This is a genomic window from Alsobacter soli, assembly GCF_003004785.1.
In the GTDB taxonomy this organism is placed as follows: Bacteria; Pseudomonadota; Alphaproteobacteria; order Rhizobiales; family Beijerinckiaceae; genus Alsobacter; species Alsobacter soli.
On record NZ_PVZS01000003.1, the window covers coordinates 152,633 to 178,546 of the forward strand.

Sequence of the window (25,914 nt, forward strand, 5' to 3'; positions counted from 1 at the left end):
GGCGAAGGCCACGTTCTTGCTGCACCGAAAGGAAAAGTGAGGACGAGACCATGAACAAGGGAATTCTTGCCGCCGCGATGTCGCTTGCGATTCTAGCCCCCGGCGCGGCTTTCGCGCAGTCCGGCGAGTCGGGCGCTGCGGCCGGCGCGGCGACCGGCGCCGTGGGCGGCGCGATCGTCGGCGGCCCGATCGGCGCGGCCGTGGGCGGCGTGACGGGCGCCATCGTCGGCGGCACGCTGTCCCAGGCGGACAGCAGCCGCGTGCACCGCTATGTCGTCGAGCAGCGCGTCCCGTCCGTCAGCTACAACGAGCGCGTTGTCGTGGGCGAGCCCCTGCCGGAGCGCGTCGAGCTCTATCCGATCCCGGCGGATGTCGGCGTGAAGACCACCTACCGCTACTCGGTCATCAACAACCGCACCGTGCTGGTGGATCCGCACACCCGCCGCGTGGTGCAGGTCGTGGAGTAAGCGCTCTCCAAATTCGCGCTCCAGGCCTGGCCTGGAGCGCCTTTGGACGGCTCCGGCGATCCCGGAGCCGTTTCTGTTATGAGCGCTTTATAGACCGGCCGCGCCGCACAGCTTTCGCCCCAGGCAGCCTCTGGCGAAGGCTGAAAAAGCCTTCCCATGGATCGTTGGCCAAAAAATCCAGGCGTTGGCGCAGGTTGTCGATCCGGAAATGATCCCCCCTGACGGCCTCTGACAATTCGGTCCAGGCCAGCGGAGTAGAGACAGGCGCCCCTGCCCTCGCCCGTGTCGAATAGGCCGCAACCGCCGTCGCTCCTCGCCCGTTGCGCAGGTAGTCGACGAAGATCCGGCCCTTCCGCACCCGCTTGGCCATCGTGGACACGTAAAGAGACGGCGTGTCGCGCTCCATCGCCGCAACCAAGCGGCGGGTGTAGTCCTTGGCGGTTTCCCAATCCGCCGCGGGCTCGAGCGGCGCCACCACATGAAGGCCCTTGCCGCCGGACGTCTTGACGAAGCTCTCCAGGCCGTCATCGCCCAGCCGGCGCCGGATCTCGAGCGCGCCGTCGATCACCTGCCCCCAGGCGACGTCCTCGCCAGGGTCGAGATCGAAGATGAGCCTGTCGGGCTTCTCGATGTCTTCGATGCTGGAGCCCCAGGGGTGGATTTCCAGCACGCCCGCCTGGACGAGGCCCATGAGCCCGCGCAGGTCCTCGATATAGGTCATGGGCTCGCTGTCGCCGACATCGACGGGATGGATGTCGGGCGATAGCCCCTCCCATCGATGCTTCTGAAAAAAGCATTGCTGCCCGACGCCGTTGGGGCAGCGCACCAGGCTGAGCGGCCGCCGGACGAAATGCGGCAGGGCCCAATCCGCGATGTCGGCGTAGAAGTCGGCCAGTCCCTGCTTGGTGACGCCCTGGTCCTCCCACAGGATGCGCTCGGGGTGGGTCAGCCGCACGCCTGCCAGCGCGGTGGCGTCGACCGGCTTCGGGTCCTCCCGTCCCGACCCGCCCTCGCGCACCACCTCGGTCGGCGGCTTGTCCTCCCGCAGCCCCTTGAAGGAGGACTGGCGGAGGAGCCCGTCGGTGGTCCAGCCCCGAAACTCGATCTCAGCCACAAAGCGCGGTTCGACCCAGCGAACGCCCTTGTCGCTTCCCTGCGGCGGCTTGCGCCCAAGCTGCGGCTTGTCGGACGCGATGGCCGACAGGCCGGCGAAGAGGCTCTGGGATTCATCTCCGGAAAACCCCGTGCCCGAGCGCCCCGCATAAATGAGCTTGCCATCCTCGTAGTAGCCGAGCGTAAGCGAGCCGATCGAACGCTTGGCGGCGGTGGAGACGGTGTAGCCGATCACCACGAACTCCTGCCGGAGCACGCACTTGGCCTTGAGCCAATGGGAGCCGCGGTCCGGGACATAGGGCGCGTCCTTGCGCTTCGACACGACCCCTTCGAGCCCCAGCCGGCACGCATGGGTCAGCATGGAGCCCCCGTCGTGCTCGAAATGCGCGCTGTAGCGAAGGGGCGTGCCTTCCGGCAATCCGGCAAGGGCCGCCTCGAGCAGGCGCTTGCGCTCGATCTGCGGTGTCCTGGTGAGGTCGACGCCATCCAAGTACAAGACGTCGAAGACGTAATAGACCATGCGTTCCTGGCGTCCCGCCTTCAGGTCGGCCTGTAGGCCGCTGAAGCTCGGGACCCCATTTTCGCCCTCAGAGACGATTTCACCGTCCAGAAGCGCCGAACCGAGCGACAAGTTTTGGACGGCCTCCGCAATCCGGCCGAATCGCGCCGTCCAGTCCAGCCCCTTGCGGGTGAGCAATTGGACCCGGCCGCCATCCAGCCGCGCCTGCATGCGATAGCCGTCGTATTTGATCTCGTGAATCCATTCCGACCCGCTCGGAGGCTGCTCGACCAGCGATGCCAGGCTAGGCTCCAGGAACAGGGGCAGAAGGCCCTTGCGGGCCTTGGGCGCCTTGGCGGGCTTGACCTCGGGGGGTGTAACCGACGCGGATGACGCTCGGGCTTGTCGCGCCGCGTGATCGTCCCGGATGACGCCCTCGGCCGCGAGTTCCTCGTTCGTCTTCCCCGACAGGAAGGACCGGGTTTCCTCAAGGACGTCGGGTTCCTCTGGCGTCCGGGCGAACTCATCGTCGCCCTTCAGCAGGAGCCACTGCTCCTTCTTCTCGTGCGGGCGCGGCCGCATGCGGACGAGGTGCCATCGCCCCTTCAGGCGAGCCCCGTCCAGCGCGAAGTCGAGGCGCCCCTTGGCGAGCCCCTTGTGCGGATCGTTCTCGGGGAACCAAGTTCCGCGATCCCAGACGATCATGGTCCCGCCGCCATATTCACCCTGCGGAATGACGCCCTCGAACTCGAGATACTGCATGGGGTGATCTTCAGTGTGGACGGCGAGGCGCTTCTCGCCCGCCACCAGACTCGGGCCTCGGGTGACAGCCCAGCTCTTGAGGACGCCGTCGAGTTCGAGGCGGAGGTCGTAGTGCAGCCGGCGTGCCGCGTGCTTCTGGACCACGAACTGGAAACCTGGCCCTTCCTTGACCTTGGCGCCGGGCTCGGGCGTCCGGCTGAAGTCGCGCTTCTCGCGATAGATCCTGAGAGGATCCACGCCGTCGGGCTGCACCGTCTTTGCAGACTTGCCTCGTGCACCAGCGCGACCCGGCGATACCGGCCGCCGGCTAGCGGGCGCGGTCGCCTCGGCGGTTGTCCTGGATTTGGGCGCCTTTCTGGTGGCCAATCCGCCCTCCCCTGGTCAGCGTCGCGCCGCCGCTCGGCGCGGCGCCGCGGCTGACCGTCTTTTGGCGGGCGTTGCAGGCTTGCTGCCGCTCGGGGCGGGGCGGCGACGGGCCGAGGGCTTGTCCTCCTGCTGAAGGCTCATGCGCAAGGCCTCCAGGATGCCGGCGGGCTTCGTGGGCGCGGGCGCGTTCGGGGCTGCAGGGGCTTTGTGGCCGGCCTTCTTGGCTTCCAGCAGCGAACGAAGGGCTTCCTCGTAGCGATCACGGAAAGCGGCGGGGTCGAAATGCCCCATCTTCCGCTCAACCAGCGCGTCGGCCACCTCGGCCAGGTCCTTGGCGACGGCGGAATCCTTCGGTAGGTCCGCGAAGGCGTCGTCGTCGTTTCGCACTTCATAGGGCCAGCGCAGGACTGTGGCCATGAGCCCGGCGTCCCGCGGCTCGAGCAGGACAATGTGCTCGCGCTGGTGCATGACGACCGTCGAGAGCGCCGCCAGCTTGCGGCGTGACATCGCCTCCCGGATCACCAGGAAAGCTTCCTGGGATGGCTTGTCGTCCGGTGCGAGAAAATACGGGCGATCGAAATAGAGGGGGTCGACTTCCGACCTGTCCACGAACCGATTGATCTCCATGACGTGGGTGGCCTCGATGCGGACATCCTCGAGTTCTTCCTCGGTGACCTCGACCATTTCGCCCTTCGCGACCTCGTACCCCTTGGCCTGATCCTCCTTCTCGACCTCCTGTCCCGTCTCCTCGTCGAAAAGGTGGATCCGGAGGCGGTTTCCCGTCTTGCGGTTGATGCGATGGAAGTGGACCGCCCGCGCCTCGGTCACCGCGGGATAGAGCGCCACTGCGCAATTCACGAGCGACAGCTTCAGGTATCCCTTCCAGACCGATCGTGGCGCCATCCCGTTCTCCTGTGCCTGCATTGGCTTCGGCTCAGGCAGACAAGTTCCGGCGCCCGCGCGCGGTTCCGGGCGTGGGTGGCCGCGGGCGCCGTCGGGCGTCGCCGGTGATGTATGGTGGTCTTGAAATGCTTGCGCGACCGGCGAGTACGCGAGGCGCCAAGATCCGAGGCGGTGCGAATGCCTAACCTGAACGCAGTGCTAGAAACGGCTCTCTATGTGGACGACCTGCCGCGCGCGCGAGCCTTCTACGAACAACAGCTCGGCCTCAAGCCGGTGTTCGCCGATGAAAGGCTGTGCGCGTTTGATGTCGGCGGCCGCAACATCCTGCTGCTTTTTCTGCGCGGGTCGACGACGAGCACCGTCCATATGCCCGGCGGCACGATCCCGCCCCACGACGGCCATGGCCCGCTGCATGTCGCCTTCGCGATTGCGGCCGAGGAACTCCAGGCGTGGGAGGACAAGCTTGCCTCGGAAGGCATTCCGATCGAAGGCCGGACCACTTGGCCACGCGGCGGCCAGAGCATCTACTTCCGAGATCCGGACCGTCACTTGCTCGAACTCGCCACGCCTGGGTTGTGGCCTCTGGGAGCCTGACTTAGGCGCCGCTTTCGAGAATTTCGACCACTTTCCGCGTCTTGGGGTCGACCACCAGCACGCGGCTTTGCTCGATCACGATTCCGAAGGCGTTGTTGGGCTGCGCGATGATCTGGGCCGAGTCGGGCAGCACCGCCCCAACGCGAATCGCATGGTCGAGCGAAGCCGGCTCGGCCCTTACGGTCGGTGACTTGGCCAAGGCGGGGCTTTGCAGGGCGATCAAGGCGAACGGCAGGACAATGAGCAGGCGCACGATGAATTCTCCGGGTTGCCGGGAAAACGGCTGAAATCAGTCTCAGTTCTGGGCCGAGCGCGCTTTTTTCGTCGGCTTGATCGTTCTTTGATGTGCGAACGCGCACACGGCGGCACCTGACGTTCAAACGTCACGGGCGGTCCTGCGCTAGGTTGAGCGGCTGCCTGCGAAACGGGGTGAAACGCAACCTTTCGGTCCGCACACGCGTCTTTCGGGACACGTCAGCAAGAGGCCCTCTCATGGACATCGCTCTGGACAAAGTCTGCGCCCTCATCCGTCAGGCCAGGCAGTTCGACGTGAAGGAGCAAGGCGACAGCGACGCGGATTCGGGCTCCAATCCGACCGACGACCGCGCCTTCGACGTTCTGGAAGACGCGCCCGATGACCCGGTCGAGGGGGAGATTCGCGCCTTCATCTCAGGCCTGAACGAGGACGAGCGAGCGAACCTAGTGGCTCTCGTCTGGGTCGGCCGCGGCGACTACGGGCCTGATGAGTGGGACGACGCGGTCGCCTTGGCGCGGGAACGCCGCGACACGCCCACGGACGACTACCTGCTCGGCATTCCGAACCTTCCCGACCTGCTGGACGAGGGTCTGGCCGCCTTCGATCTCAGTTGCGTCGACGAGGATGTGGGTGGCCCTGCGGGCGTTTGAGGCGCGCCATAGGGGACGGAAAGGAGTCGAGTCGCTAGATTGCGGGCAGTGAAAGGACCGCCCGTGACCGACGACCTGCCCGCTTCTCTTCCACGCCCTTCGCAAGACATCGCCGAGCTCATCCGGATCATGGCGGCCCTGCGCACGCCGGGAACAGGCTGCCCCTGGGACCTGGAGCAAGACTTCGCGTCCATCGCCCCCTACACGATCGAAGAAGCCTACGAGGTCGCCGACGCGATCCAGCGGGGCGACCTCCTGGACTTGAAGGACGAACTCGGCGATCTCCTGCTCCAAGTTGTCTTCCACGCCCGCATGGCGCAGGAACAGGGCGCCTTCGACTTTGGCGGCGTCGTCGAGGCGATCACGAGCAAGATGATCCGTCGCCACCCCCACGTCTTCGGCGAGGCCCGTGACATGGCGCCGGAGGACGTCAAGAAGCTGTGGGGAGAGATCAAGGCCAGCGAGAAGGCCGAGCGGCTGCGGGCGCGCCAAGCCGCAGGCCGCGACCAGCAAGAACACGACGGCTTGCTGGACGGCATCCCGGCCTCATTGCCCGGCCTGACGCGGGCCGTGAAGTTGCAGGCCAAGGCCTCCACCGTTGGCTTCGACTGGAACGACGCCCGGCTGGTCCTGGCCAAGCTGCGAGAAGAGCTCGACGAGATCGAAGCCGAACTGAACGCCGGCGACCGGCAGGCTGTCGCCGCCGAACTCGGCGACATGTTGTTTGCGGTGGCCAACCTCGCCCGCCACCTCGACGTAGATCCCGAGGCGGCCCTGCGGGGCACGAACGCCAAATTTGAACGGCGTTTCCGCTTTATTGAGCGAGCGCTGGGGAAGCAGGGACGGTCGACGTCCGACGCCAGCCTCGAAGACATGGATGCGCTTTGGAACGCGGCCAAGGCAGAAGAATGAGCAGGCGGCCTGCGCCGGCTCCTATCGCATCCGCCGGGCGCCTGGAAACCGGCGCAACAGCCGAGGTTCCTTCTCGGGCGCGATCCGGGAAGCGATCAGCAACGCCCCGTCGCTGTCCTCACGGCGGTCGAGGACCTCGGTTTCCTGGTACAGCCAGTGCAGCCCAGCCCCGTCCGCCGGGTCGACCGAGACACGGAAGACCGGGCGGTCCTGGGCCAGGCGGCCTTCGATGGTCGTTTTGAGCTGGTCCATCCCGTCGCCGGTGAGGGCTGAGACGAGCACGGGGCGGCCCTCGGAAGCGCGATGGGCGACGACGCCCAGGAGCCGCGCCCGTTCATCGGCCGGCAACAGATCGGCCTTGTTCCAGACTTCGATGATGCGCTGATGGTCGTCGGGATTGATCCCGAGTTCGCGCAGGATTCCGATCACGTCGGCCGACTGCGCCTCGGTGTCGCCATGGGAGACATCCCGAACATGGAGGATCACGTCCGCCGCGATCACGTCCTCCAGCGTCGCCCTGAAAGCGGCCACCAGCATTGTCGGCAGGTCCGAGATGAACCCCACCGTGTCCGACAGGATCACCGGCGCGCCGTGCGGCAATTTCACGACGCGGGCAGTCGGATCCAGCGTAGCGAAGAGCATGTTCTCCGCCATGACGTCCGCCGTCGTGAGGCGATTGAACAGCGTTGACTTGCCCGCATTCGTGTACCCCACGAGGGCCACCACGGGGTACGGCACCTTTCGCCGGCTCTCGCGGTGAAGGGCGCGGGTGCGCTTGACGTTCTCGAGCTCTTTCTCGATGCGAACCATGCGATCGGTGATGATGCGCCGGTCCGCCTCGATCTGTGTCTCGCCGGGGCCGCCCAGGAAGCCGAAACCGCCGCGCTGTCGCTCAAGGTGCGTCCAGGACCGCACGAGCCGGCTTTTCTGATAAGCGAGATGAGCCAGTTCGACCTGCAGCCCGCCTTCGCGGGTACGCGCGCGCCGCCCGAAGATCTCAAGGATCAGCCCGGTGCGGTCGATGACCTTGCAGCCCCACGCCTTCTCGAGATTGCGCTGCTGAACCGGACTCAGCGCGCAGTCCATCATGACGAGGGTGATCTCCTCAGCCTTGACCAGCCCAGCGAGTTCCTCGACCTTGCCTTTGCCCAGATAAGTGGCCGGGCGGGGCGAAGCGATCGTCACCACCGTGCTGTGGACGACGTCCAGATCAATGGCGGCGGCAAGCCCGACGGCTTCCTCCAGCCGGGCTTGCGAGACGCGCAGATTGGGAGCGCCGCCGTCCTCGGAGGCAGCGACGCGGGCCTGCTGCCGGGCTGACGGATAAGGACCGACGACCAAGGTGCGGGTGCCGGAGGCGATCTCCTTCTCCGGCTCGACAGGGCCTTTGTTGAGGTTTTCGTGCGGCCCGGGAGAGTGCTTCAAATCAGTCCTTCATGGGGCTGGGGCCGCCCTCGTCCTGTTCGAAGAGCGAAACGGGGTGGCCCGGCATGATCGTCGAGATCGCGTGCTTGTACACGAGCTGGCTGTGGCCGTCGCGACGGAGCAACACGCAGAAATTGTCGAACCAAGTGACAACGCCCTGCAGCTTCACTCCGTTCACGAGAAAGATCGTCAATGGCACCTTGTTCTTGCGAACGTGGTTGAGAAAGGTGTCCTGCAGGTTCTGGTTCCGCTCCGCAGCCATGGTGTACTGCCCCTTTGTTGCTCACCAGCTCGCGAGGACGGGTCCGCTTTTCGGCTGGTGCGTTAACGTCTCGAAATCACCCAAACCAACGTGTCGACGGCTCGCGCGATGGAAATCGCAAAGCGTTCCACGAATAAAGGTAGCACGATTGCTGCGCGGAGCCAGCCTCATCACAGCGCTGGCGTGACTACATGTGACATTTCCGTCACATCGTGTAGCGCGGCCCGAAGGGCCAGGGCGACCGGACCGGGCTTGCCGTCGCCCACGGGGGTTCCGTCGATGCGCACCACGGGAATCACGAGGCTGGACGCGGAGGTGATGAACGCCTCTGCCGCAGCCTTGGCCTCCTCCACCGTGAAGGCGCGCTCCTCCAGCCGCAGGTTGCGCCGGGCCAGCGCATCGATCACGCCCGCGCGCGTTACGCCGCGCAGGATCCGCCGATCGGCCTGGCGCGTCACGATCGTGCCGTCATGGGTTACAATCCACGCATTGGTCGAGGCGCCCTCCAGCACCGTCCCGTCCGGGTCGACGAACCAGGCCTCCCTTGCGCCGGCCTCGCGGGCCTGCTGCTTCGCGAGCACGTTGGGAAGCAGCGCGACGGACTTGATGTCGGGCCTCGCCCAGCGGATCTCGGGTGTGGTGATGACGGCAGCCCCAGCCTGCGCCAGCTTCTCCCCCGCGCGGGGGTCCAGCGACTTCGCCGTGACCACGACCGCTGGAACCGGCGCCGGATCCGGAAAGGGATGGTCTCGGCGCGCCACGCCGCGCGAGATCTGGACATAGACAAGGCCGTTGCGCACCCGGTTCCGGGCGACTGTTTCACGCATCACGGTCAGGAGAGCCTTCCGCCCCATCGGCGCAGCAATGCGCAGCTCTGAAAGAGATCTGTCCAGTCGGTCGAGGTGCCGCGTCTCATCCACGAGCCTGCCGCAAAATACCTCGCAGACCTCATAGACCCCGTCCGCGAACTGGTAGCCCCTGTCCTCCACATGAACCTTCGCGGAGCGATGCGGCACGTAACGGCCATTGACGTACGCGATGCGGCTCATTCGCAGGGCTCCTCGAGGGGCGGGTCAGCAGCAACCGAGCCGCGGGGGTGCGACTCGGGCAAGTCTTGGATGTCTCAGCCTATCCCGAGGGACTTCAGCTTGCGATGAAGGGCGGAGCGCTCCATGCCGATGAATTCGGCGGTCCGCGAGATATTGCCGCCGAAGCGGTTGATCTGGGCCACGAGATACTCGCGCTCAAAGATTTCTCGCGCCTCGCGCAGCGCCAGCGACATGAGCTTCTCTCCGCCGGCGCCGTTCGGCGTGGACGGGACGAGCGCGCCGACCTCTGAGGGCAGCAGGTCGGCCGTGACCTCGACCGAAGGATCGCCCTCCGCCAGGATCAATAGACGCTCGATGTTGTTGCGCAACTGCCGGATGTTGCCGGGCCAGTCGTGAGACTGAAGCACGGCCAGGGCGTCTGAGGCGATGTTGCGCTTGGGCAGGCCGGTCGACGCGGAGATCTGATCCATGAAGTAGCCGATCAGCTCTGGGATGTCCTCCCGACGCTCGGCCAGGCTCGGCACCCGGATCGGCACCACGCTCAAGCGGTGCAGCAGATCCTCGCGGAAGCGGCCGCCCGCGATCTCGGAGCTCAGGTCGCGAGCGGTGGACGAGATCACGCGCACGTCCACGTGCACGCGCATGGCCCCGCCCACGCGCTGAAAGTTCTGGTCCACCAGCACGCGCAGGATCTTGCCCTGCGTCTCGCGCGGCATGTCGGCCACTTCGTCCAGATAGAGGGTGCCGCCATGCGCTTCCTCCAGCGCGCCGACCTTTCGACCGCGGCCGTCGGCGCCCTCCACGCCGAAGAGCTCGCTTTCCATGTTCTCAGGCGTGATCGTGGCGGCGTTGATGGCCACAAAGGGTCCGCTCGCGCGCGCCGACAGCTGGTGGATGGTTCGCGCCGTCAACTCCTTGCCGGAGCCTGGCGCGCCCGAAATCATCACGCGGGCGTTGGTGCTCGCCACGCGCTCGATCGTCTGCCGCAGCTGGTTGGCGGCCTGGGAATGACCCACGATGCGGGAGGCCTGCTGCGACTTGACCCGCAGCTCCTTCACCTCGCGCTTGAGTCGCGAGGCCTCAAGCGCCCGCTCGGCGACAAGCACCAGCCGGTCGGCCTTGAAGGGCTTCTCGATGAAGTCGTAGGCGCCACGCTTGATGGCCGAGACGGCGGTCTCGATGTTGCCGTGCCCCGAGATCATCACCACCGGGAGATCGGGGTGCTGCTCCTTGATGATGTCGAGCAGTTGCAGACCGTCCAGCCGGCTGCCCTGGATCCAGATGTCCAGGAACACCAAATGAGGCCGCCGCGCTTCGATCGCGGCCAGAGCCTCGTCCGAATTGGCGGCCGTCCGTGTCCGGTGGCCCTCGTCGTCCAGGATGCCGGCGACGAGTTCGCGGATGTCGGTCTCGTCGTCGACGATCAGGATATCGGCGCTCATCGCGCGGTCTCCCTTTGTGTGTGTCGCCTCATGGGTCTCACCGCGCCTTCTGCCTGGCTGCGGCCAGATCCCTGCGGGATTCGGCCAGTTGCGATGTGTCTTTCGACACACCCTGGCGGGGGAACCACATCCGGACCAGACCGCCTTGGGCCACATCCGGGTTGTCGAGCAGCTCGATGCCGCCCCCATGGTCTTCGAGGATCTTCGAGACGATCGCCAGGCCGAGCCCGGTGCCGCCCTCGCGGGTCGTCATGTAGGGCTCCAGCAAGCGCTGCCGATGCTCCTTCGGGAAGCCCTTGCCGTTTTCCGCCACCGTGATGGCGACATTCTCGCCTTCGGCCCGCACCGCGACCTTGATGAGGCCGGGTCCACGCGTCTCCTCCGGCACCGCGGCGATGGCTTCCGTCGCGTTCTTGACGATGTTGGTGACGGCCTGGGACAGGAGCCGGCGGTCGAAGCGGGCCACGAGCGGCTCGGGAGGGATGTCCTCCTCGAAGGTGATGTCGGGATGGCCGACCCGCATCAGGAAGAGCACCTGGCGCACGATCGCGGCGAGGTCCTCGTCCTCCGCCATGGGCTTGGGCATGCGGGCGAATGACGAGAACTCGTCCACCATCCGCTTGATGTCGTCCACCTGGCGCACGATCGTCTCGGTGCACTGGTCGAAGATCTCGCGGTCGCTGGTGATGACCTTGCCGTATTTGCGCTTGATGCGCTCGGCCGAGAGCTGAATCGGCGTCAGCGGGTTCTTGATCTCATGCGCGATGCGCCGGGCGACGTCCGCCCAGGCGGCGGTGCGCTGGGCCGAGACGAGATCGGTGATGTCGTCCAGCGTGATGATCCAGCCCTTGTCCCCGTCGGGGGACTGCTCGCTGCTCACCCGGACGGTCAGCGTCCTGTCCTGGCCATTGGCGGACACCACCACCTGACTCTGGACCAGCCGCACCCGCTCGTTCAGCGCTTCGTTCACCACATCGGCCAACGCCGGGATGACCTCCTGGACGGGCTTGCCGATCCACTTGTCGCGTGTTCCGTGGAGCAGCCGCTCGGCCGAGGGGTTCAGGACCGTGATGCGGCCGACCTTGTCGATGCTGATCACGCCGGCCGAGACGCCGGACAGCACGGCTTCGGTGAATCGTCGCCGGCGATCGATGAGATCGCGGGCCTGCGTCAGGCGATCGTGCTGTTGACGCAGCTCCGACGTCATCTTGTTGAAAGTTTCGGCCAGATGGGCCAGATCGCCCTCACTTCGTCGGGCCGGCACCTGGACATAGAAATTCCCCAAGGCCACCTGATCCGTCGCGTGGATCAGGCGACGGATAGGCGACACGAATCGATTGGCGAAGGCCAGTCCCATCCAGACGGCCGAGAGCAGCAGGATCAGCGAGATGAGCAGATACATACTGGCGAACGCCACCTGGACGTCCAGCTTGCGTTGGCTGAGCGCCTCATAATAGGCGGCGGCCTGCTCGGCCTGCTGCGGGAACTCCAGCGCTTTGGGGTCGACAGCGCGGGCCACGAACAGGAACGTCTGGTCCATGGACGGGATCTTGAGAACCGCCCGGAACACGTTGCCCTGGTTGGGAATGAGGCACCACGCCTCCGCGTCCTGGGCCGCCGCCATGTCGTCCTTGTTGGGCAGCGGCAGCCCTTCGATGGGCTTGATCTCGATGCGTTCGATGACGGACAGGTCGTTCTTCAGCAGCATCGCCACCGGGAAGCCGAGGAACACGGCCCTGGACTGCATGAAGTCGTGGTAGGCCGCGCGGTCATGGTCCATCAACGGCTTGGCCCGGGCCAGATCGGCCGCCATCAGGTTGATTTCACGGCCGATGGTCCGGCACTGCAACTCTCGATACGCGTTCGCCACGTCCACCGACGTCGAGAGCAATTGCCGGATGTACCGGCTGAACTGGATGTCCAGCCCCCTCTCCAGCGTGATCCAGCCGACGACCGCGACGAGGATCGCCGGAAGCGCCGCCACAAGCGCGAACAGCGCGACGACCCGAGCGTGCAACCCCGAAGCAGCCTGCCCGGCCCTCCGGGCCGAGACGAGCCGGAAGGCCTCGCGCACGACGAAGCCGAGGAGCACGAGAATCAGCAGCGCGTTGACCGCGAAAAGCTGCAGGACCACATCGTGGGTGGGCGGCAGTGGCACGAGGCCGGCCAGGACGGCGAACGTCGCCAGCGCCGACAAAAGGGCCAGGACGACGACGCCAGTTCCGATCGCCCGCGACCAGCGCGAACCCTCGCGATGGGCGATTTCCTGGACCTCAGGCAATGTGGCGGTTGTTCCGGCCATGGACCTCGAATTTGTCTCCAGCGGTCGCGCCCGGCGACTCGCGGTTGCGGCCGTGATGCACCCGGGCAACACTGTTGCGCAATGAAGACGAAATCGAGGCGCCCGCATAGCCCTTTGGGGCGTGTCGGACCTCTCTCTCCAGTCAAGATCTTCCGATTGTGGAAAACGGGGAAAGCCGAGTGACTAGTTGTGGCCGTCCTCCGCCCGCTCCACCGCAGGCCCTTTCTCCCGGCTGAGGTTCAGGGCCGTATTGATCAGGCCGACGTGGCTGAACGCCTGCGGGAAGTTGCCCACCATCTCCTTGCCGACCGGGTCATATTCCTCAGCCAGCAGCCCCACGTCGTTGGCGAGGCCGATCAGCCGCTCGAACAGGCGTTCCGCGTCATCCCGCCGGCCCTGCATCAGGTAGCAGTCGGCAAGCCAGAAGCTGCAGGCCAGGAACACGCCTTCTCCCGCGGGAAGTCCATCCGTGGTCTCTCCGAGGTCGTATCGCAATACCAACCCGTCGCGCACGAGGCGGCTCTCGATGGCTCGGACCGTGCCGATCACCCGTGGGTCGTCGGCCGGGAGAAAGCCGACATGTGGGATCTGCAGCAAGCTCGCGTCGAGGGCTTTCGAGCCATATGACTGAACGAAGGAGTTCGCCTCGGGATCGTAGCCCTTGGCGCACACTTCGGCGTGGATCTCGTCGGCAACGGCCCGCCAGCGGCGCGCGTTCGCCTTGGCCCCCTCTCGTTCGGCGTAACTGGCCGCCCGATCGAAGGCGACCCAGGCCATCACTTTCGAGTGGGTGAAGTGGCGCCGGCCTCCCCTGACCTCCCAGATGCCCTCGTCCGGCTCCCGCCAGGCCGTCTCCAGGAACTTCATGATGACCGGCCTGAGTTCCAGGGTGCGCGGGTGGGGCGGAAGCCCCCCCTTTTGGGCGACCGAAAGCGCGTCGGCGAGTTCCCCGAAAACATCCAGTTGGAACTGGTCGACCGCCGCGTTGCCGATGCGCACGGGCGACGAACCCCGATGCCCCGGCAGCCAGGTCGCCTCCCACTCGGGCAAGCGTCGCTCGCCCGCGATCCCGTACATGATCTGCATCTGCGAGGGGGAACCCGCGATCGAGCGCATGAGCCAGTCGCGCCAGGCGGCCGCCTCGTCGAAGTAGCCTGCATCCATGAAGGCCTGCAGCGTGAAGCAGGCGTCCCTCACCCAGCAATAGCGGTAATCCCAGTTCCGCACGCCGCCGATCTTCTCGGGAAGCGAGGCCGTCGGGGCCGCCACGATGCCGCCAGTGGGTTCGTAGGTCAGAGCCTTGAGCACGATGAGGGAGCGCCGCACCGGCTCGGTCCAGCGGCCCACGTCGGGGCATCGGGACGAAAACCTGCGCCAGAACGCCTCCGTCTTCTTCAGCGCGGCCTGGGCGTCGACCCGGGGCGAGAATGGCGCCGTGGACGCTTGCTGAGTAAGTGACAGGCAGATCGTCTGCCCTTCCTCGACGGTGAAGTCGCCCACCGTCCTGAGATCCTGCCCATGCAGCGGGATGTCGGAATGGATCAGAATGCGGTGCGGGCCGGCGATGGCCTGGATCGCGCCATCTTCCAACCTGTTCACCCAAGGAACAGTCAGGCCGTAGTCGAAGCGCACCACGATCTCGGTGCGGAACCCAACTGTTCCGCGCTCGCCGATCACCATGCGGATCACGTCCGCCCGGCCGTTCCGGGGCGGCATGAAATCGACCACCGTGGCCACGCCCTGGGCAGTCTCCACGCGGGTCTCAAGAATCAGAGTCCCTTCCCGATACCCCCGGGTACGCTTCGCCTTCGGATCCGTGCAGGAGATCCGCCAGCGGCCATTGCGCGAGGAGCCGAGGATGGCCGCGAAGCAAGCATCCGAGTCGAATCGGGGCAGGCAAAGCCAGTCGATGGAGCCGGCGCGGGACACGAGCGCGGCGGTCTCACAATCGCCAATCAGGGCGTAGTCTTCGATCCGGGATGACAGGACGCGTCTCCTTGCCCCATTCCACGATCAGATACGAGCCTCAGAACGGCGCATCGTTGGGACAGTTCCGCTCAATCCCGGATGGCCCGGCATGACGTGAGCCGGCGCGAGGGCACGTTGAGATCGAAGCTGGCGCCTGTTCCGAATGGGGGCCGGCCTTCAAGGCCATTTTCGCCGCATCGAGCAAGACAAAGTATTTCCAGAGGCTTGAACGCCCCGTACCGCCGCGGGACCTCCTCTCGGGAACCGGCGCGTTAACCGCCGCTCAACCTTACCCCTCGATAACTGAATCAAGTGGATCTTTTCCCCTCGGCGGTGATGTCCGGGTAACGGATCCTTGGATTGCGCGGTTGCGGTTGGGGTTGCGTGCGCATGGTGTCGAGTGTGCGTTGGGCGTGTGGCACGGTCGCTCCCTGGGCGCTTGCAGCCGGCGTTCTTGTGTCCATGGCGGCCGACGCTGGCGTCGATATGTCTGGTGGATTTCAGGTCGCCGGCATGTCGCAGCCGCCTATAGGGCAGCCCGGTTCGCTGATTCCCCCGATATCCGCCGGCATTGCGTCCCTGACGTTCGGCCCGACGGTGTCGCCAGGTCGCTACGGCCTGATACACACCGCGCGACTGCCCGCCGCCGACCCCCCGGCTGAGGCCTATGCGGCCGATCCTCGCCCGCGCGCCGACATGAAGACAGAGACCAAAGGCTTTCCGACGGTCGACAGGAGCCGCAAGAGCGATCCCCTGATCGTGCTGCGGCCCAGCGTCTCAGGCCACGCTCCGCTGCGTCGCGGCGACCGGATCGCTACGGGCCTCAATGTGGACCTGCTGCCCCCGACCATTCTGCTGCCGCCGAGCTTTGACCCGCCGGACTCGGTCACGGCGTTCGAGCCGTCCACGGACGCAGTCTCCACGACCCCCGGCGCCGCAGCAGCCGACTCCTCCGGGTCCGGGACATCCCAGCTGACGGCCGCGTCCCGGGCCTCGGGCGCCACCACGACCGGCGTGGGCTCGACGCCGACGGTGCCTCGCGCCGTCGCGCTCTCATCCACGACCCCGGCCCCGGCGGACGCCACGCCAGTCGAGATCGCCGCCGCACCGGTGTCTCCCGAAGGCCTGAACGCCCTCAAGGCGCGCGGAGCCCTGCCGGGCGGCATGTCGATCGTGCAGAAGCCGGAAGACAGCCGGCCCAGCTACGCCAGCCTGATCGACCCCGACAACCTCAACAAGGAAGAGCGCTGCCTCGCTGAGGCGGTCTACTTCGAGGCGCGGAGCGAGCCGGAGGCCGGTCAGGCCGCCGTCGCCCAGGTGGTGCTCAACCGCGTGAAGAGCGGCCTCTATCCGAGCACGGTGTGTGGCGTCGTCTACCAGAACAGGAACCGCAGGTTCGCCTGCCAATTCTCGTTCGCCTGCGAGGGCAAGGCCCTGCGCATCACAGAGGCGGAGTCCTGGAAGTCCGCGGTCCGCATCGCGCGGGAGGTGACGTTCGGCCAGACCTACAACGCCGAGGTCGGGGGCGCGACGCATTATCACGCCAACTACGTGAAGCCGTTCTGGGCCAAGCGCCTGAAGAAGATGGACGTGATCGGCCGGCACATCTTCTACAAGCTGAAGCCAGGACAGACCTGATCGTCAACCGCGAGCCGGAGCAGGCCGATCTCCTGATCGGCCCACCAAACCGCGCACTCATGCGATCGCGATGTCGAGCCCCAGGTCGAGCACCGTGGACGAGTGGGTCAAGGCGCCCACCGAGATCATGTCCACTCCGGACTCGGCGATCGCCCGGACGCTTTCGAGATTGACGCCGCCGGAAGCCTCGGTGCGCAGTTTCCCGGCGGCGCGCCGGACGCCCTCGGCCATCAGCTCGGGGCTCATGTTGTCGAGGAGCACGACGTCGGCGCCCTCCGCCAGCACCTCGTCGAGTTGGTCGAGCCGGTCGACCTCGATCTCGATCTTCACCAGGTGGCCGACGGACGCCTTGGCCGCGCGGAGCGCGGGGCCGATGCCGCCGGCGACCGCGATGTGGTTGTCCTTGATCAGGACCGCGTCATCAAGACCATAGCGGTGGTTGGCGCCGCCGCCGCATTTCACGGCGTATTTCTCGAAGGCGCGCAGTCCCGGAGTCGTCTTCCGGGTGCAGACGATCTTGGCGCGCGTGTGCTTCACACGCTCCACATAGGCGGCGGTAGCCGTAGCGATCCCGGATAAACGGCCCATGAAGTTGAGGGCGGCGCGCTCGGCAGACAGAATGGACCGGGCCGGCCCCGAGATCCGGGCCACGACGCCGCCGGGCGAAACGTGGTCGCCATCCGCCACGGCCGGCTCGAAGCGAACCGACGGGTCGTAGATCCGGAAGGCGGCGGCCGCGAGCGGCAGGCCGGCGATGACGCCGTCCTTGCGCGATGCGATCACGGCTTCGGCGGTGGCGTCCGCCGGTATCGTCGCCAAGGTGGTAATGTCGCCGGCCCGACCGAGATCCTCCTCCAGCGCCCGCCGCACGGCGTCGTCGATCAGAAGCGGGTTGAGGAACAGGGTCGTCATGACGGTCTCCGGGCGATCAGGCCTGGCTGGCGAGGAAACGGGCTTCCGCCAAGTTCAAGCGCGAACGGCGCGCCAGCAGCGGATCTTGCTCGGGTAAATCGGAGCGGAAATGCCCGCCACGGCTTTCCGTGCGCGCCAGGGCTGCGGCGGCAATGATCAGTGCGGTGGTCAGCATGTTGCGCACGGTCGCCCCTTGGGCCTTGTCGCTCAACTCGAGGATCTCGCGGCAGGCTTGCGCAAGGCCTGCTCCCTCCCGGATGACGCCGACGCGAGCGCTCATGATGCGACGCAGGCGACTCACGACGTCCCCGTCGACAGGGGCCGGCGGAAGATGCCCATGAGCCGCCTGAGCGCGGACGCTCCCAACGTCCGGCAGGTGCGCGTCCTTGAGGTCGTCCGCGATGCGTGCGGCGAAGACCACGGCTTCAAGGAGCGAGTTGGACGCCAGGCGATTGGCCCCGTGGACGCCCGTGGAGGCCACTTCGCCGGCGGCCCAAAGGCCAGCCACGGTGGTCCGTCCGCGCGCGTCGGTCCAGACTCCGCCCATATGGTAGTGCTCGGCCGGCGCCACCGGGATGGGCTGCGTGACAGGGTCGATGCCGGCGGCCCGGCACACCGAATAGACCGTCGGGAACTTCTCCGGGAACTCCGCCCCGACAGCCTCGCGGCAGTCCAGGAAGGCGCCGCGACCTGCCGCGATCTCGGCGAACACACCCCGGGCGACGATATCTCGCGGCGCGAGCTCCGCATCAGGGTGCAGCGCGGGCATGAAGCGGCGGCCTTCGCCATCGACCAGGGTGGCCCCCTCCCCGCGCAGCGCCTCCGTCGCGAGCGGGGAAGGATCGCGCCCAATGTCGATGGCGGTGGGGTGGAACTGGACGAACTCGGCGTCCGCGATCAGGGCGCCAGCTTCCGCAGCGATGGCGACCCCGTGCCCATTCGCCTGCGGCGGATTCGTGGTCACCGCATAGAGGTGGCCCACGCCTCCCGTCGCCAACACGACTGCGCCGGCCGGCAGCACCCGGGCGACCGAAGCCTCCCCGCCCTGCCCGCGGGTGACCACGCCGACCACCCGGTCGTTCTCGCGAACGAGGCCCTCGGCGACCTCGCCCTCGAGCACCGTGATCGACGGCGTCTTGCGAACGGCCGCGACCAGCGCCTCCATGATTGCCTTGCCGGCCATGTCGCCGCGCACCCGGACGATGCGCCGCTCCGAGTGCGCCGCCTCGCGCGACTGGACGAGCCGGCCCTCGAGATCCTTGTCGAAGGGCACCCCGTAGCCAAGCAGGTCGCGGATGCGGTCCCCGGCCTCCTGGGCCATTCCGAGGACGACGGCCTCGTCCACGAGACCCGCCCCGGCCGCCACCGTGTCTGCGGTGTGCTTCTCCGGGCTGTCGCCCTCGGACATAGCCGCGGCCACGCCCCCCTGGGCCCAGGACGACGAGGCGCCCTCACCGATGGGCGCGGCCGCCAGCACCGTCACGGGACGGGGGGCGAGCTTCAGGGCGCAGAACAGGCCGGCCAGTCCGCCGCCGACGATGATGATGGGCGAGGCCATGGCGATGGCCCTTTCAATGCGAGCGCAGCCCGGGTCCTCCCCCACCCGGGGGAGGACGCTTCGCTGGCCGTGGGGCCGTCAGTTCTTCAGGTTGATCATGCGCTCGATCGGCAGGCGGGCGCGCTCGGCGATCGCCGGGTCGATCAGCACCTCCTCACGCATGTTCACCAGGCTGTCGAGGATCTTCGGCAGCGTGATGCGCTTCATATGCGGGCAGAGATTGCAGGGCCGCACGAACTCCACCTTCGGAGCCTCGGCGGCCACGTTGTCCGCCATGGAGCACTCCGTGACCATGACGATCCGGCGCGGCTGCCTGGTCTTCACCCAGTCGATCATGTGCGCGGTCGAGCCCGTGAAGTCCGCCTCGGCCAGCACGTCGGGCGGGCATTCCGGATGCGCGATGATCTGCACGGAAGGGTCCGCCTCGCGGTAGGCCCGGAGTTCCGCGCCCGTGAAGCGCTCATGCACCTCGCAATGGCCCTTCCAGAGGATCAACTGCACCTTGGTCTGCGTCTGGACGTATTTGCCCAGGTACTCGTCGGGCAGGAAAATGACCCGGTCGACGCCAAGGCTCTCCACCACCTGCACGGCGTTGGACGAGGTGCAGCAGATGTCCGTCTCAGCCTTCACGTCGGCGGACGAGTTCACATAGGTGACCACCGGCACGCCGGGATAGCGCTGCTTCAGGAGCCGCACGTCCGCGCCCGTGATCGAGGACGCCAGCGAGCAGCCAGCACGGCTGTCCGGGATGAGCACCGTCTTCTCAGGGCTGAGCAGCTTGGATGTCTCGGCCATGAAGTGCACGCCGCACTGGACGATGATGTCCTCCTTGGCCTTCGCGGCGAGGCGGGCCAACTGGAGGCTGTCGCCCACGACATCCGCCACGCAGTGGAAGATCTCCGGCGTCTGGTAGTTGTGCGCCAGGATCACGGCTCCCCGCTGGGCCTTCAGCTCGTTGATGGCCTTGATGTACGGGGCGAAGAAAGGCCATTCCACGGACGGGATGACATCCTTCACCTTCTCGTACAGATGCGCCGTCGCCTTCTCCACCTCGGGCGTCCACGCGATCGTGGGCATCGGCGCCACGCCGTATTTGCGCTGGCCGGGCGTGAGCTCGACGGAGGCCACGGACGGGGGAGAAGCGACACGCGCTTCGGCGACGGCGAACTGGGCTTCCATGGCGACCCCCTAATGCTCACTTTGAGCATAAGAAGAGACGGAGAAGACCGATCGGCGATGTCGCGCGATCGGTGGCGTTATGCTCAATTTGAGCATAAGTATTATAGGCAGGCGCTCGGCGTATGGAAAGGGGTTCGAGACGATTTTATGACGCCACCCAAGAGCACGCCGTTCACGGGAGCCGAAGCCAAGGCGGCGTGAAAAGGCGCCACAGGGTCGCCCAGGCCGTAAGCCACGCGCGGGACGCCTGCTCGATAGCCCTGAAAGATGAGCTTGCCTCGCTGGGTCGCTCGTCGCCGTCCCTGACGAACAGCTGCTGTCCATCCGAGAAGGCCTCGATGTCTGTCTTGGAGATCATGGAAAGGCCTCCCCCTGCCCCACGATGCTCCCATCGACCAGGCAGGCACAGCACCGATCTGGTCCGATCCACAGATTTCAAGGCTTCATTGGCAAGCCTGGAATCTTGATTGATCGCGATCCGCGATTGGAAACATCACAAGCCGTCGTTTCTTGATCGAAGCGACCTCATCTATGGTGCCCCGCTCCGGAATCAGCCTGGCCCCCGCAGGGAGTCGCCCATGACTGCAGCAGCCGAAACAACGCTCGCCCGCCGGGCGACGCGCTTCGCTCCCGAAATCATCCTCGCGGCAGGCTGCCTCTGCGGCCTGATCACCTTTGGCCCCCGCGCCTCCGCGGGTCTTTTCCAGATCCCCATGAGCCAGGAGTACGGCTGGGGACGCGAGGTATTCTCCTTCGCCATCGCCATCCAGAACCTCCTCTGGGGCGTGGGCCAGCCCTTCGCCGGCGCGATCGCCGACCGTTTTGGCACGATCCGCGTGTTGATCCTGGGAGCGATCCTCTACGCTGGCGGACTCGCCCTGATGGCGGTGGCCAGCACCCCCGGGCTAATGACGATCGGCGCAGGCGTCCTCATCGGCTTCGGACTGTCAGGCTGTTCTTTCAACTTGGTGCTGGGCGCTTTCGGCAAGCTGCTGCCGGAGAAATGGCGCGGGCTGTCCTTCGGGCTTGGAACGGCTGCCGGCTCCTTCGGCCAGTTTCTGTTCCCGCCCTTCGGCTCCCTGCTGATCGATCGTATCGGATGGCAGCAGACGACCATGGTCTTTGCAGCCACTGTGCTGCTCGTCATTCCGCTCTCGGTGACGCTGGCGACCCGCGGCAACGCTGCGGAGTCAGCCGCGAAGGGGCCCTCCCAGTCGATCAGCCAGGCGCTTCGCGAAGCATTTCGGCACCCGAGCTACGTCTTCCTGGTGCTCGGCTTCTTCACCTGCGGCTTCCAGCTCGCCTTCATCACCGCCCACATGCCAGCCTATCTGAAGGACCAGAACCTCCCGGCCTGGGTGGGGGCCTGGACGCTCGCCGTCATCGGCCTCGCCAACGCAGTCGGCTCGCTGGCCTCGGGCTGGCTCTCGGGCCGCATGCCGAAGCGCTGGCTGCTGTCCGGCATCTACCTGGCGCGGTCCGTCGCGGTCCTGATCTTCATCATGCTGCCGCCTTCCCCGGCCAACGCCCTCGCTTTCGGCGTGTTCATCGGCGTGCTCTGGCTCTCTACGGTGCCGCCGACATCGAGCCTCGTCGCGTTGATGTTCGGCACGCGCTACCTGGCCATGCTGTACGGCTTCGCCTTCTTCTCCCACCAGTTGGGCGGCTTCCTGGGCGTCTGGCTGGGGGGCGTGCTGTACGAGCGGACCGGCTCCTACAACATCGTCTGGTGGATCTCGATCGCGCTCGGCGTGGCCTCCGCGATCATCAACTTGCCGATCCGCGAACAGCCCGTCGAACGGTCTGCCGCTGCGGCCTGAGCCGCCCATCCCGGCTTGGCGAGCCTGCACCGATGGCAGGCTTGCCCCCTCGCCTGGCCTGCTCCACAACTCCCGCCAATATGACGCAGGCGAGGAGATGACCATGGCGACGTTCCGCGCAGTGGTGGTGGACAAGGGCGAGCAGGGCTATGCCTGCGGGTTCCGGGATTTCGACGAAGCCGACCTGATGGAAGGCGACGTCACCGTCCGGGTGACGCACTCGACGGTGAACTACAAGGACGGCCTGGCGATCACCGGCAAGGCGCCCGTCGTGCGCCGGTTTCCCATGATCCCGGGCATCGATCTCGCAGGCGTGGTCGAGTCCTCTTCTCATCCCGACTGGAAGGCGGGCGACGAGGTGATCCTCGACGGGTGGGGCGTCGGTGAAACCCACCTCGGCGGCTACGCCCAGAAGGCCCGCGTGAAGGGCGATTGGCTGATCGCGAGGCCCAAGGGGCTCACCCCCGCCGAATGCATGGCGATCGGCACCGCGGGTTACACCGCCGCCCTGGCGGTGATCGCCATCGAGAAGCACGGGGTGACGCCTGACAAGGGCCCGGCCATCGTCACCGGCGCTTCCGGCGGCGTAGGCTCGGTGGCGATCTCGCTCCTGTCGAAGCTCGGCTGGCGTGTGATCGCCTCGACAGGTCGGACCTCCGAGGCCGAGTACCTGAAAGAGCTAGGCGCGTCGGAGATCATCGACCGAAACGAATTGAGCGGACCCGCGAAACCCCTGGCCAAGGAGCGCTGGGCGGCGGGCGTCGACTCGGTCGGATCCCATACGCTCGCCAATCTGTTGTCCATGACCCGCTACAACGGCGCGATCGCAGCATGCGGCCTTGCCGGCGGCATGGACCTTCCGTCATCAGTCGCGCCCTTCATCCTGCGCGGGGTGGCGCTGCTGGGGGTCGACAGCGTCATGGCCACAAAGGAACGCCGCCAGGAGGCCTGGGCGCGCCTGGACCGCGATCTGGACCGCGCCAAGCTGGCTGCGCTGACCTCGACCATTCCCTTTGACAAGGTGATCGAGACCGGTCGGGCCATCCTCGACGGCGCGGTCCGGGGACGCGTGGTGGTCGAGATCGGCTGAGCCCGATTCGCGCCCGCTCGCCGCTTCCATGAAAAACGCCGCCGATCCTGGGATCGGCGGCGTTGTCGTTCTTGAGATCTGAAACCGTCGGACGTCGCGCGCCCTGTCCGGCCCGGCCATAGCGCGGGCCTGAACGCAACGTCAGAAGAGACCGAAGATGACGGCGCCCACCAGCGCGAAAGCCGCGCACATCGCCATCATGTTGAGCCGCTGCACCAGGGCCATGTGGTCCTCCTTAGGCGGTTAACATTGCGGTAACGCTATCAGGCCACGCATGTTCCGCAAGCGCTTTTGTTGCTGCGGCGCAACAACTTCAAGTTGTTTCAAGTTTCCACAATCGAATTCATTCGACTGTCACACATTTGCTGCGGCCAAGCTGGAGGACACGTGACGGCTCAGACCTTCTCTTTTGCGAATACGTTCGCAGTGGAATGCCTTCTTCCGTCAGCGAAAGTTCGATTTATTCGCAAAGTCTCATAGAAGAGTCGCGATGCGCTGCTCCAGGAACTGCGCCGCCGCCAGGGCACGCGTGTCCCTCGCGAAGGGCGCCACGACCTGGATTCCAATGGGCGCGCCGTCACTTGCGCGCAGGCCCGGAACATTCACGCAAGGCACGCCGAGCAGGGTGAAGAGCCGGTTGAACCGCGCCTCTCCGGTCGTCTCGCGCCCGGGCGCCGGCCCCGGCGCGGACAAGGTGATCAAGATGTCCACGGACGAGAACAAGTCCTTGGAGGCGAGCCGGGCGCGGCGGGCTGCGGCGCGGGCCTCGTCGTAGGCGTCAGGCGAGACACCCTCGCCGCTCTGGAGCGCTTCGGCGAGCCGCGGCGGAAGCTCGGCCCTGTGCGCGGACCACTCCCATTCCAGGCTGGCGAACAGCTCGAATTCATAGATCCTGGGCTGCAGCCGGTCGGCCTCCCCGAAGGCGTCCGGCACGTCTACCCGAATCACCTTCGCGCCCCCCTCAGCCAAGGCCTTCGCGGCAGATTCCAGCGCCGCTTCCGAATCGGGGCTGCGCTCGCCCGCGTGCGGCATCGTGGTCACCCCGAAACGCAACGCCCCCGGATCGCTTGGCGCCTCCATGGAACGCCCGCTGATCGCCTGGAGCGCATAGGCGAGGTCGGCCACGCCTCCAGCGAACAGTCCGAGGGTGTCCAAGGTCCAGGCCGTGACCTTCACTCCGACCGTCGGCAAGAGCCTGAACGACGGCTTGATGGCGGCGACCCCGCAATAGGACGCGGGCCGAATCACGGATCCGCCCGTCTGCGTTCCCACGGCGAGGGGGATCAAGCCGGCCGCGACCGCCGCCGCCGAGCCCGCGGACGATCCGCCGGGCGTGCGGTTCGGCATGCGGGGATTCACAGTCTCGGCGGGGTCGAGATAAGCGAACGGCGTCGTCACCGTCTTGCCGATCACCGCTCCGCCAAGCCGCTTGATCCGGCTGACGATGGCGGCGTCCGCCTTGGGCCGCCAGCCGCCATAGATGGCCGGGCTGCCCAACTCAGTCGGGAAGTCGGCCGTGTCCACCACGTCCTTGACGCCCACGGCTACCCCGGCGAGCGGGCCAGCCTCGGGGAAGGCGCCGTCGTCGTCGGCAAGGGCCGCGAATGCCTTCAGGTCAGGATTGCGGGCCCGGCTCGACACGAGCGCCTTGGCGACCGCCTCCCGGGGCGTGAGCACGCCTGCTTCGACCTGCCGGCGGATCTCCAGGATCGACAGCATGCGACTTCCTCCCGTTTTATGGTCTTGGCGCGGAGCGGGCTTCGCGCTCAGCCCTGTTCAAGCTCGAGGTCCTGCCCGACCTGCCCGCGTGCTGCGGCGAGCAGCCTCCGGCACTCGAGCAACTCGGAAAGGGCGGACTGCAGGCTCCGCAAGGCGTCCGGGGATAGCACAATTCCGCCCGCCGGGCCGGCAAGGACGCGCATGGCTGGACGGGACAATTGGCCGTCCTCGTCGGGAATAGGCTCGCGCTCGTCCTCCGGCGCAAAATCGTCCTCGTCGTTCTCCAGCCCCGACGCGGACCGTGGCGGCGGCATCGGCGCGGTGATTTCGCCCCGGCCCAGGGCCTGAACGGATCGCAGGCCCTGCTCCCTGAGGATCCGCTGCACGCCCTTGATGGTGTACCCCTGCCCATAGAGCAGTTGCCGGACCCCGCGCAGCAGATCGACGTCATCGGGCCGGTAATAGCGGCGGCCGCCGCCGCGCTTCAAAGGACGGATCTGGGAGAAACGCGTTTCCCAGAAGCGCAGCACATGCTGCGGCAGATCGAGGTCGTCCGCGACCTCGCTGATGGTTCGAAAGGCGTCAGGACTTTTGTCCACCACAAGCCCCCGGGCAGACTGTCAGACCAACCGGCCGGCGGCTCTCACTCCTCCTCGGCCGCGGCGTCGAGCCCGTTGATGCGGGCCTTCAGGATGTTGGACGGTTTGAAGATCATCACCCGACGTGGCTCGATCGGCACTTCGACACCCGTCTTGGGATTGCGGCCGATGCGCTCGCCCTTGGAGCGAACCACAAAGGAGCCGAACGAAGAAAGCTTCACGGTCTCGCCCGCGGCGAGGCAGTCGGAAATCTCCTTCAGGACCAATTCCACCAGGGCGGCGGATTCGGTTCGGGACAGGCCCACGCCCTTGTAGACGGCTTCGGAAAGCTCAGCTCTCGTGATGGTCCGTTCGGCCACGCTGTCCCCCACCCCGTTGTTTGTTGGAATTGTTCGGGAATCGACCGGCGTTGATCGCCGCTAATCTGTT

At 66.6% G+C, this 25,914-nt stretch carries 23 protein-coding genes; 7 read left to right on the forward strand and 16 right to left on the reverse strand.

Translation table 11 applies throughout. From position 1 onward, the window contains the following. Positions 1-50 precede the first annotated feature (50 nt). The gene (locus SLNSH_RS03740) at positions 51-467 is read left to right on the forward strand and encodes a DUF1236 domain-containing protein (RefSeq protein WP_106335318.1); all 417 of its coding nucleotides are present in this window, start codon (positions 51-53) and stop codon (positions 465-467) included. 76 nt (positions 468-543) lie between these two features. On the opposite strand, the gene ligD is transcribed toward SLNSH_RS03740, so the two are convergent. Then, positions 544-3,078, reverse strand: a complete 2,535-nt coding sequence (ligD, locus tag SLNSH_RS03745) for a DNA ligase D (protein WP_106335441.1) — start codon at positions 3,076-3,078, stop codon at positions 544-546. 144 nt (positions 3,079-3,222) lie between these two features. Next, a complete protein-coding gene (gene ku / locus SLNSH_RS03750; RefSeq protein WP_158266664.1) occupies positions 3,223-4,110 on the reverse strand; it encodes a non-homologous end joining protein Ku in 888 nt (295 codons plus the stop codon). Positions 4,111-4,287: 177 nt separating this feature from the next. On the opposite strand from ku, the gene SLNSH_RS03755 reads away from it, so the two are divergent. Beyond that, complete coding sequence (locus tag SLNSH_RS03755) at positions 4,288-4,704, forward strand: VOC family protein (RefSeq protein WP_106335320.1); 417 nt, start codon at positions 4,288-4,290, stop codon at positions 4,702-4,704. Between the two features lies 1 nt (position 4,705). On the opposite strand, the gene SLNSH_RS03760 is transcribed toward SLNSH_RS03755, so the two are convergent. Next, on the reverse strand, positions 4,706-4,957 hold the full coding sequence (locus tag SLNSH_RS03760; RefSeq protein ID WP_158266665.1) for a DUF1236 domain-containing protein: 252 nt from the start codon (positions 4,955-4,957) through the stop codon (positions 4,706-4,708). Positions 4,958-5,196: 239 nt separating this feature from the next. Between SLNSH_RS03760 and SLNSH_RS03765 the strand changes: the two genes are divergently transcribed. Beyond that, on the forward strand, positions 5,197-5,610 hold the full coding sequence (locus SLNSH_RS03765; protein WP_106335322.1) for a DUF3775 domain-containing protein: 414 nt from the start codon (positions 5,197-5,199) through the stop codon (positions 5,608-5,610). Between the two features lie 129 nt (positions 5,611-5,739). Then, a complete protein-coding gene (gene mazG / locus SLNSH_RS03770) occupies positions 5,740-6,522 on the forward strand; it encodes a nucleoside triphosphate pyrophosphohydrolase (RefSeq protein ID WP_106335442.1) in 783 nt (260 codons plus the stop codon). A gap of 21 nt (positions 6,523-6,543) precedes the next feature. On the opposite strand, the gene hflX is transcribed toward mazG, so the two are convergent. From hflX to SLNSH_RS03800, 6 genes are all read right to left on the reverse strand, one after another. Continuing rightward, positions 6,544-7,947, reverse strand: coding sequence for a GTPase HflX (hflX, locus tag SLNSH_RS03775; protein ID WP_106335323.1), 1,404 nt, complete (start codon positions 7,945-7,947; stop codon positions 6,544-6,546). 1 nt (position 7,948) lies between these two features. Next, positions 7,949-8,209, reverse strand: coding sequence for an RNA chaperone Hfq (hfq, locus tag SLNSH_RS03780; protein ID WP_106335324.1), 261 nt, complete (start codon positions 8,207-8,209; stop codon positions 7,949-7,951). A gap of 170 nt (positions 8,210-8,379) precedes the next feature. Then, positions 8,380-9,258 (reverse strand): D-amino-acid transaminase, encoded by an 879-nt coding sequence (locus SLNSH_RS03785; protein WP_106335325.1) that lies wholly within the window; start codon positions 9,256-9,258, stop codon positions 8,380-8,382. A 74-nt stretch (positions 9,259-9,332) separates the two neighbouring features. Next, complete coding sequence (ntrX, locus tag SLNSH_RS03790) at positions 9,333-10,700, reverse strand: nitrogen assimilation response regulator NtrX (protein ID WP_106335326.1); 1,368 nt, start codon at positions 10,698-10,700, stop codon at positions 9,333-9,335. A gap of 37 nt (positions 10,701-10,737) precedes the next feature. Beyond that, a complete protein-coding gene (locus tag SLNSH_RS03795; RefSeq protein ID WP_196240208.1) occupies positions 10,738-13,002 on the reverse strand; it encodes a sensor histidine kinase NtrY-like in 2,265 nt (754 codons plus the stop codon). Positions 13,003-13,185: 183 nt separating this feature from the next. Then, positions 13,186-14,988: a glycoside hydrolase family 15 protein gene (locus tag SLNSH_RS03800; protein WP_106335327.1), complete on the reverse strand. Its 1,803-nt coding sequence runs from the start codon at positions 14,986-14,988 to the stop codon at positions 13,186-13,188. Between the two features lie 678 nt (positions 14,989-15,666). On the opposite strand from SLNSH_RS03800, the gene SLNSH_RS03805 reads away from it, so the two are divergent. Beyond that, positions 15,667-16,608 (forward strand): cell wall hydrolase, encoded by a 942-nt coding sequence (locus tag SLNSH_RS03805; RefSeq protein ID WP_342587854.1) that lies wholly within the window; start codon positions 15,667-15,669, stop codon positions 16,606-16,608. Positions 16,609-16,665: 57 nt separating this feature from the next. Here SLNSH_RS03805 and nadC read toward each other — a convergent pair whose 3' ends face one another. From nadC to SLNSH_RS03825, 4 genes are all read right to left on the reverse strand, one after another. Further along, positions 16,666-17,520 (reverse strand): carboxylating nicotinate-nucleotide diphosphorylase, encoded by an 855-nt coding sequence (gene nadC, locus SLNSH_RS03810; RefSeq protein WP_106335329.1) that lies wholly within the window; start codon positions 17,518-17,520, stop codon positions 16,666-16,668. Between the two features lie 16 nt (positions 17,521-17,536). Next, positions 17,537-19,078: an L-aspartate oxidase gene (locus SLNSH_RS03815; protein WP_106335330.1), complete on the reverse strand. Its 1,542-nt coding sequence runs from the start codon at positions 19,076-19,078 to the stop codon at positions 17,537-17,539. Between the two features lie 78 nt (positions 19,079-19,156). Next, positions 19,157-20,257 (reverse strand): quinolinate synthase NadA, encoded by a 1,101-nt coding sequence (nadA, locus tag SLNSH_RS03820; RefSeq protein ID WP_106335331.1) that lies wholly within the window; start codon positions 20,255-20,257, stop codon positions 19,157-19,159. Between the two features lie 172 nt (positions 20,258-20,429). After that, on the reverse strand, positions 20,430-20,615 hold the full coding sequence (locus SLNSH_RS03825; protein ID WP_106335332.1) for a hypothetical protein: 186 nt from the start codon (positions 20,613-20,615) through the stop codon (positions 20,430-20,432). Between the two features lie 220 nt (positions 20,616-20,835). Between SLNSH_RS03825 and SLNSH_RS03830 the strand changes: the two genes are divergently transcribed. Next, positions 20,836-22,077 (forward strand): MFS transporter, encoded by a 1,242-nt coding sequence (locus tag SLNSH_RS03830; protein WP_106335333.1) that lies wholly within the window; start codon positions 20,836-20,838, stop codon positions 22,075-22,077. 103 nt (positions 22,078-22,180) lie between these two features. Further along, the gene (gene acuI, locus SLNSH_RS03835; RefSeq protein ID WP_106335334.1) at positions 22,181-23,167 is read left to right on the forward strand and encodes an acrylyl-CoA reductase (NADPH); all 987 of its coding nucleotides are present in this window, start codon (positions 22,181-22,183) and stop codon (positions 23,165-23,167) included. A 474-nt stretch (positions 23,168-23,641) separates the two neighbouring features. Here the strand turns inward: acuI and SLNSH_RS03840 are convergent, their stop codons facing one another. From SLNSH_RS03840 to SLNSH_RS03850, 3 genes are read right to left on the reverse strand one after another with little or no spacing between them, the layout of a single operon-like run. Next, positions 23,642-24,886, reverse strand: a complete 1,245-nt coding sequence (locus SLNSH_RS03840; RefSeq protein WP_106335335.1) for an amidase — start codon at positions 24,884-24,886, stop codon at positions 23,642-23,644. A gap of 47 nt (positions 24,887-24,933) precedes the next feature. Further along, entirely contained in the window at positions 24,934-25,485 is a 552-nt protein-coding gene (locus SLNSH_RS03845; RefSeq protein WP_196240209.1) for a MerR family transcriptional regulator, read from the reverse strand. A 44-nt stretch (positions 25,486-25,529) separates the two neighbouring features. After that, a complete protein-coding gene (locus SLNSH_RS03850) occupies positions 25,530-25,844 on the reverse strand; it encodes an integration host factor subunit alpha (protein WP_106335444.1) in 315 nt (104 codons plus the stop codon). Positions 25,845-25,914: the final 70 nt, after the last annotated feature.

Coding starts and splice junctions, on each gene's coding strand:
- SLNSH_RS03740 (WP_106335318.1), top strand. CDS start 51: ATGAACAAGGGAATTCTTGCCGCCGCGATGTCGCTTGCGATTCTAGCC.
- ku (WP_158266664.1), bottom strand. CDS start 4,110: ATGGCGCCACGATCGGTCTGGAAGGGATACCTGAAGCTGTCGCTCGTG.
- SLNSH_RS03755 (WP_106335320.1), top strand. CDS start 4,288: ATGCCTAACCTGAACGCAGTGCTAGAAACGGCTCTCTATGTGGACGAC.
- SLNSH_RS03765 (WP_106335322.1), top strand. CDS start 5,197: ATGGACATCGCTCTGGACAAAGTCTGCGCCCTCATCCGTCAGGCCAGG.
- mazG (WP_106335442.1), top strand. CDS start 5,740: ATGGCGGCCCTGCGCACGCCGGGAACAGGCTGCCCCTGGGACCTGGAG.
- hfq (WP_106335324.1), bottom strand. CDS start 8,209: ATGGCTGCGGAGCGGAACCAGAACCTGCAGGACACCTTTCTCAACCAC.
- SLNSH_RS03785 (WP_106335325.1), bottom strand. CDS start 9,258: ATGAGCCGCATCGCGTACGTCAATGGCCGTTACGTGCCGCATCGCTCC.
- ntrX (WP_106335326.1), bottom strand. CDS start 10,700: ATGAGCGCCGATATCCTGATCGTCGACGACGAGACCGACATCCGCGAA.
- SLNSH_RS03795 (WP_196240208.1), bottom strand. CDS start 13,002: ATGGCCGGAACAACCGCCACATTGCCTGAGGTCCAGGAAATCGCCCAT.
- SLNSH_RS03805 (WP_342587854.1), top strand. CDS start 15,667: ATGAAGACAGAGACCAAAGGCTTTCCGACGGTCGACAGGAGCCGCAAG.
- nadC (WP_106335329.1), bottom strand. CDS start 17,520: ATGACGACCCTGTTCCTCAACCCGCTTCTGATCGACGACGCCGTGCGG.
- SLNSH_RS03815 (WP_106335330.1), bottom strand. CDS start 19,078: ATGGCCTCGCCCATCATCATCGTCGGCGGCGGACTGGCCGGCCTGTTC.
- nadA (WP_106335331.1), bottom strand. CDS start 20,257: ATGGAAGCCCAGTTCGCCGTCGCCGAAGCGCGTGTCGCTTCTCCCCCG.
- SLNSH_RS03825 (WP_106335332.1), bottom strand. CDS start 20,615: ATGATCTCCAAGACAGACATCGAGGCCTTCTCGGATGGACAGCAGCTG.
- SLNSH_RS03830 (WP_106335333.1), top strand. CDS start 20,836: ATGACTGCAGCAGCCGAAACAACGCTCGCCCGCCGGGCGACGCGCTTC.
- acuI (WP_106335334.1), top strand. CDS start 22,181: ATGGCGACGTTCCGCGCAGTGGTGGTGGACAAGGGCGAGCAGGGCTAT.
- SLNSH_RS03840 (WP_106335335.1), bottom strand. CDS start 24,886: ATGCTGTCGATCCTGGAGATCCGCCGGCAGGTCGAAGCAGGCGTGCTC.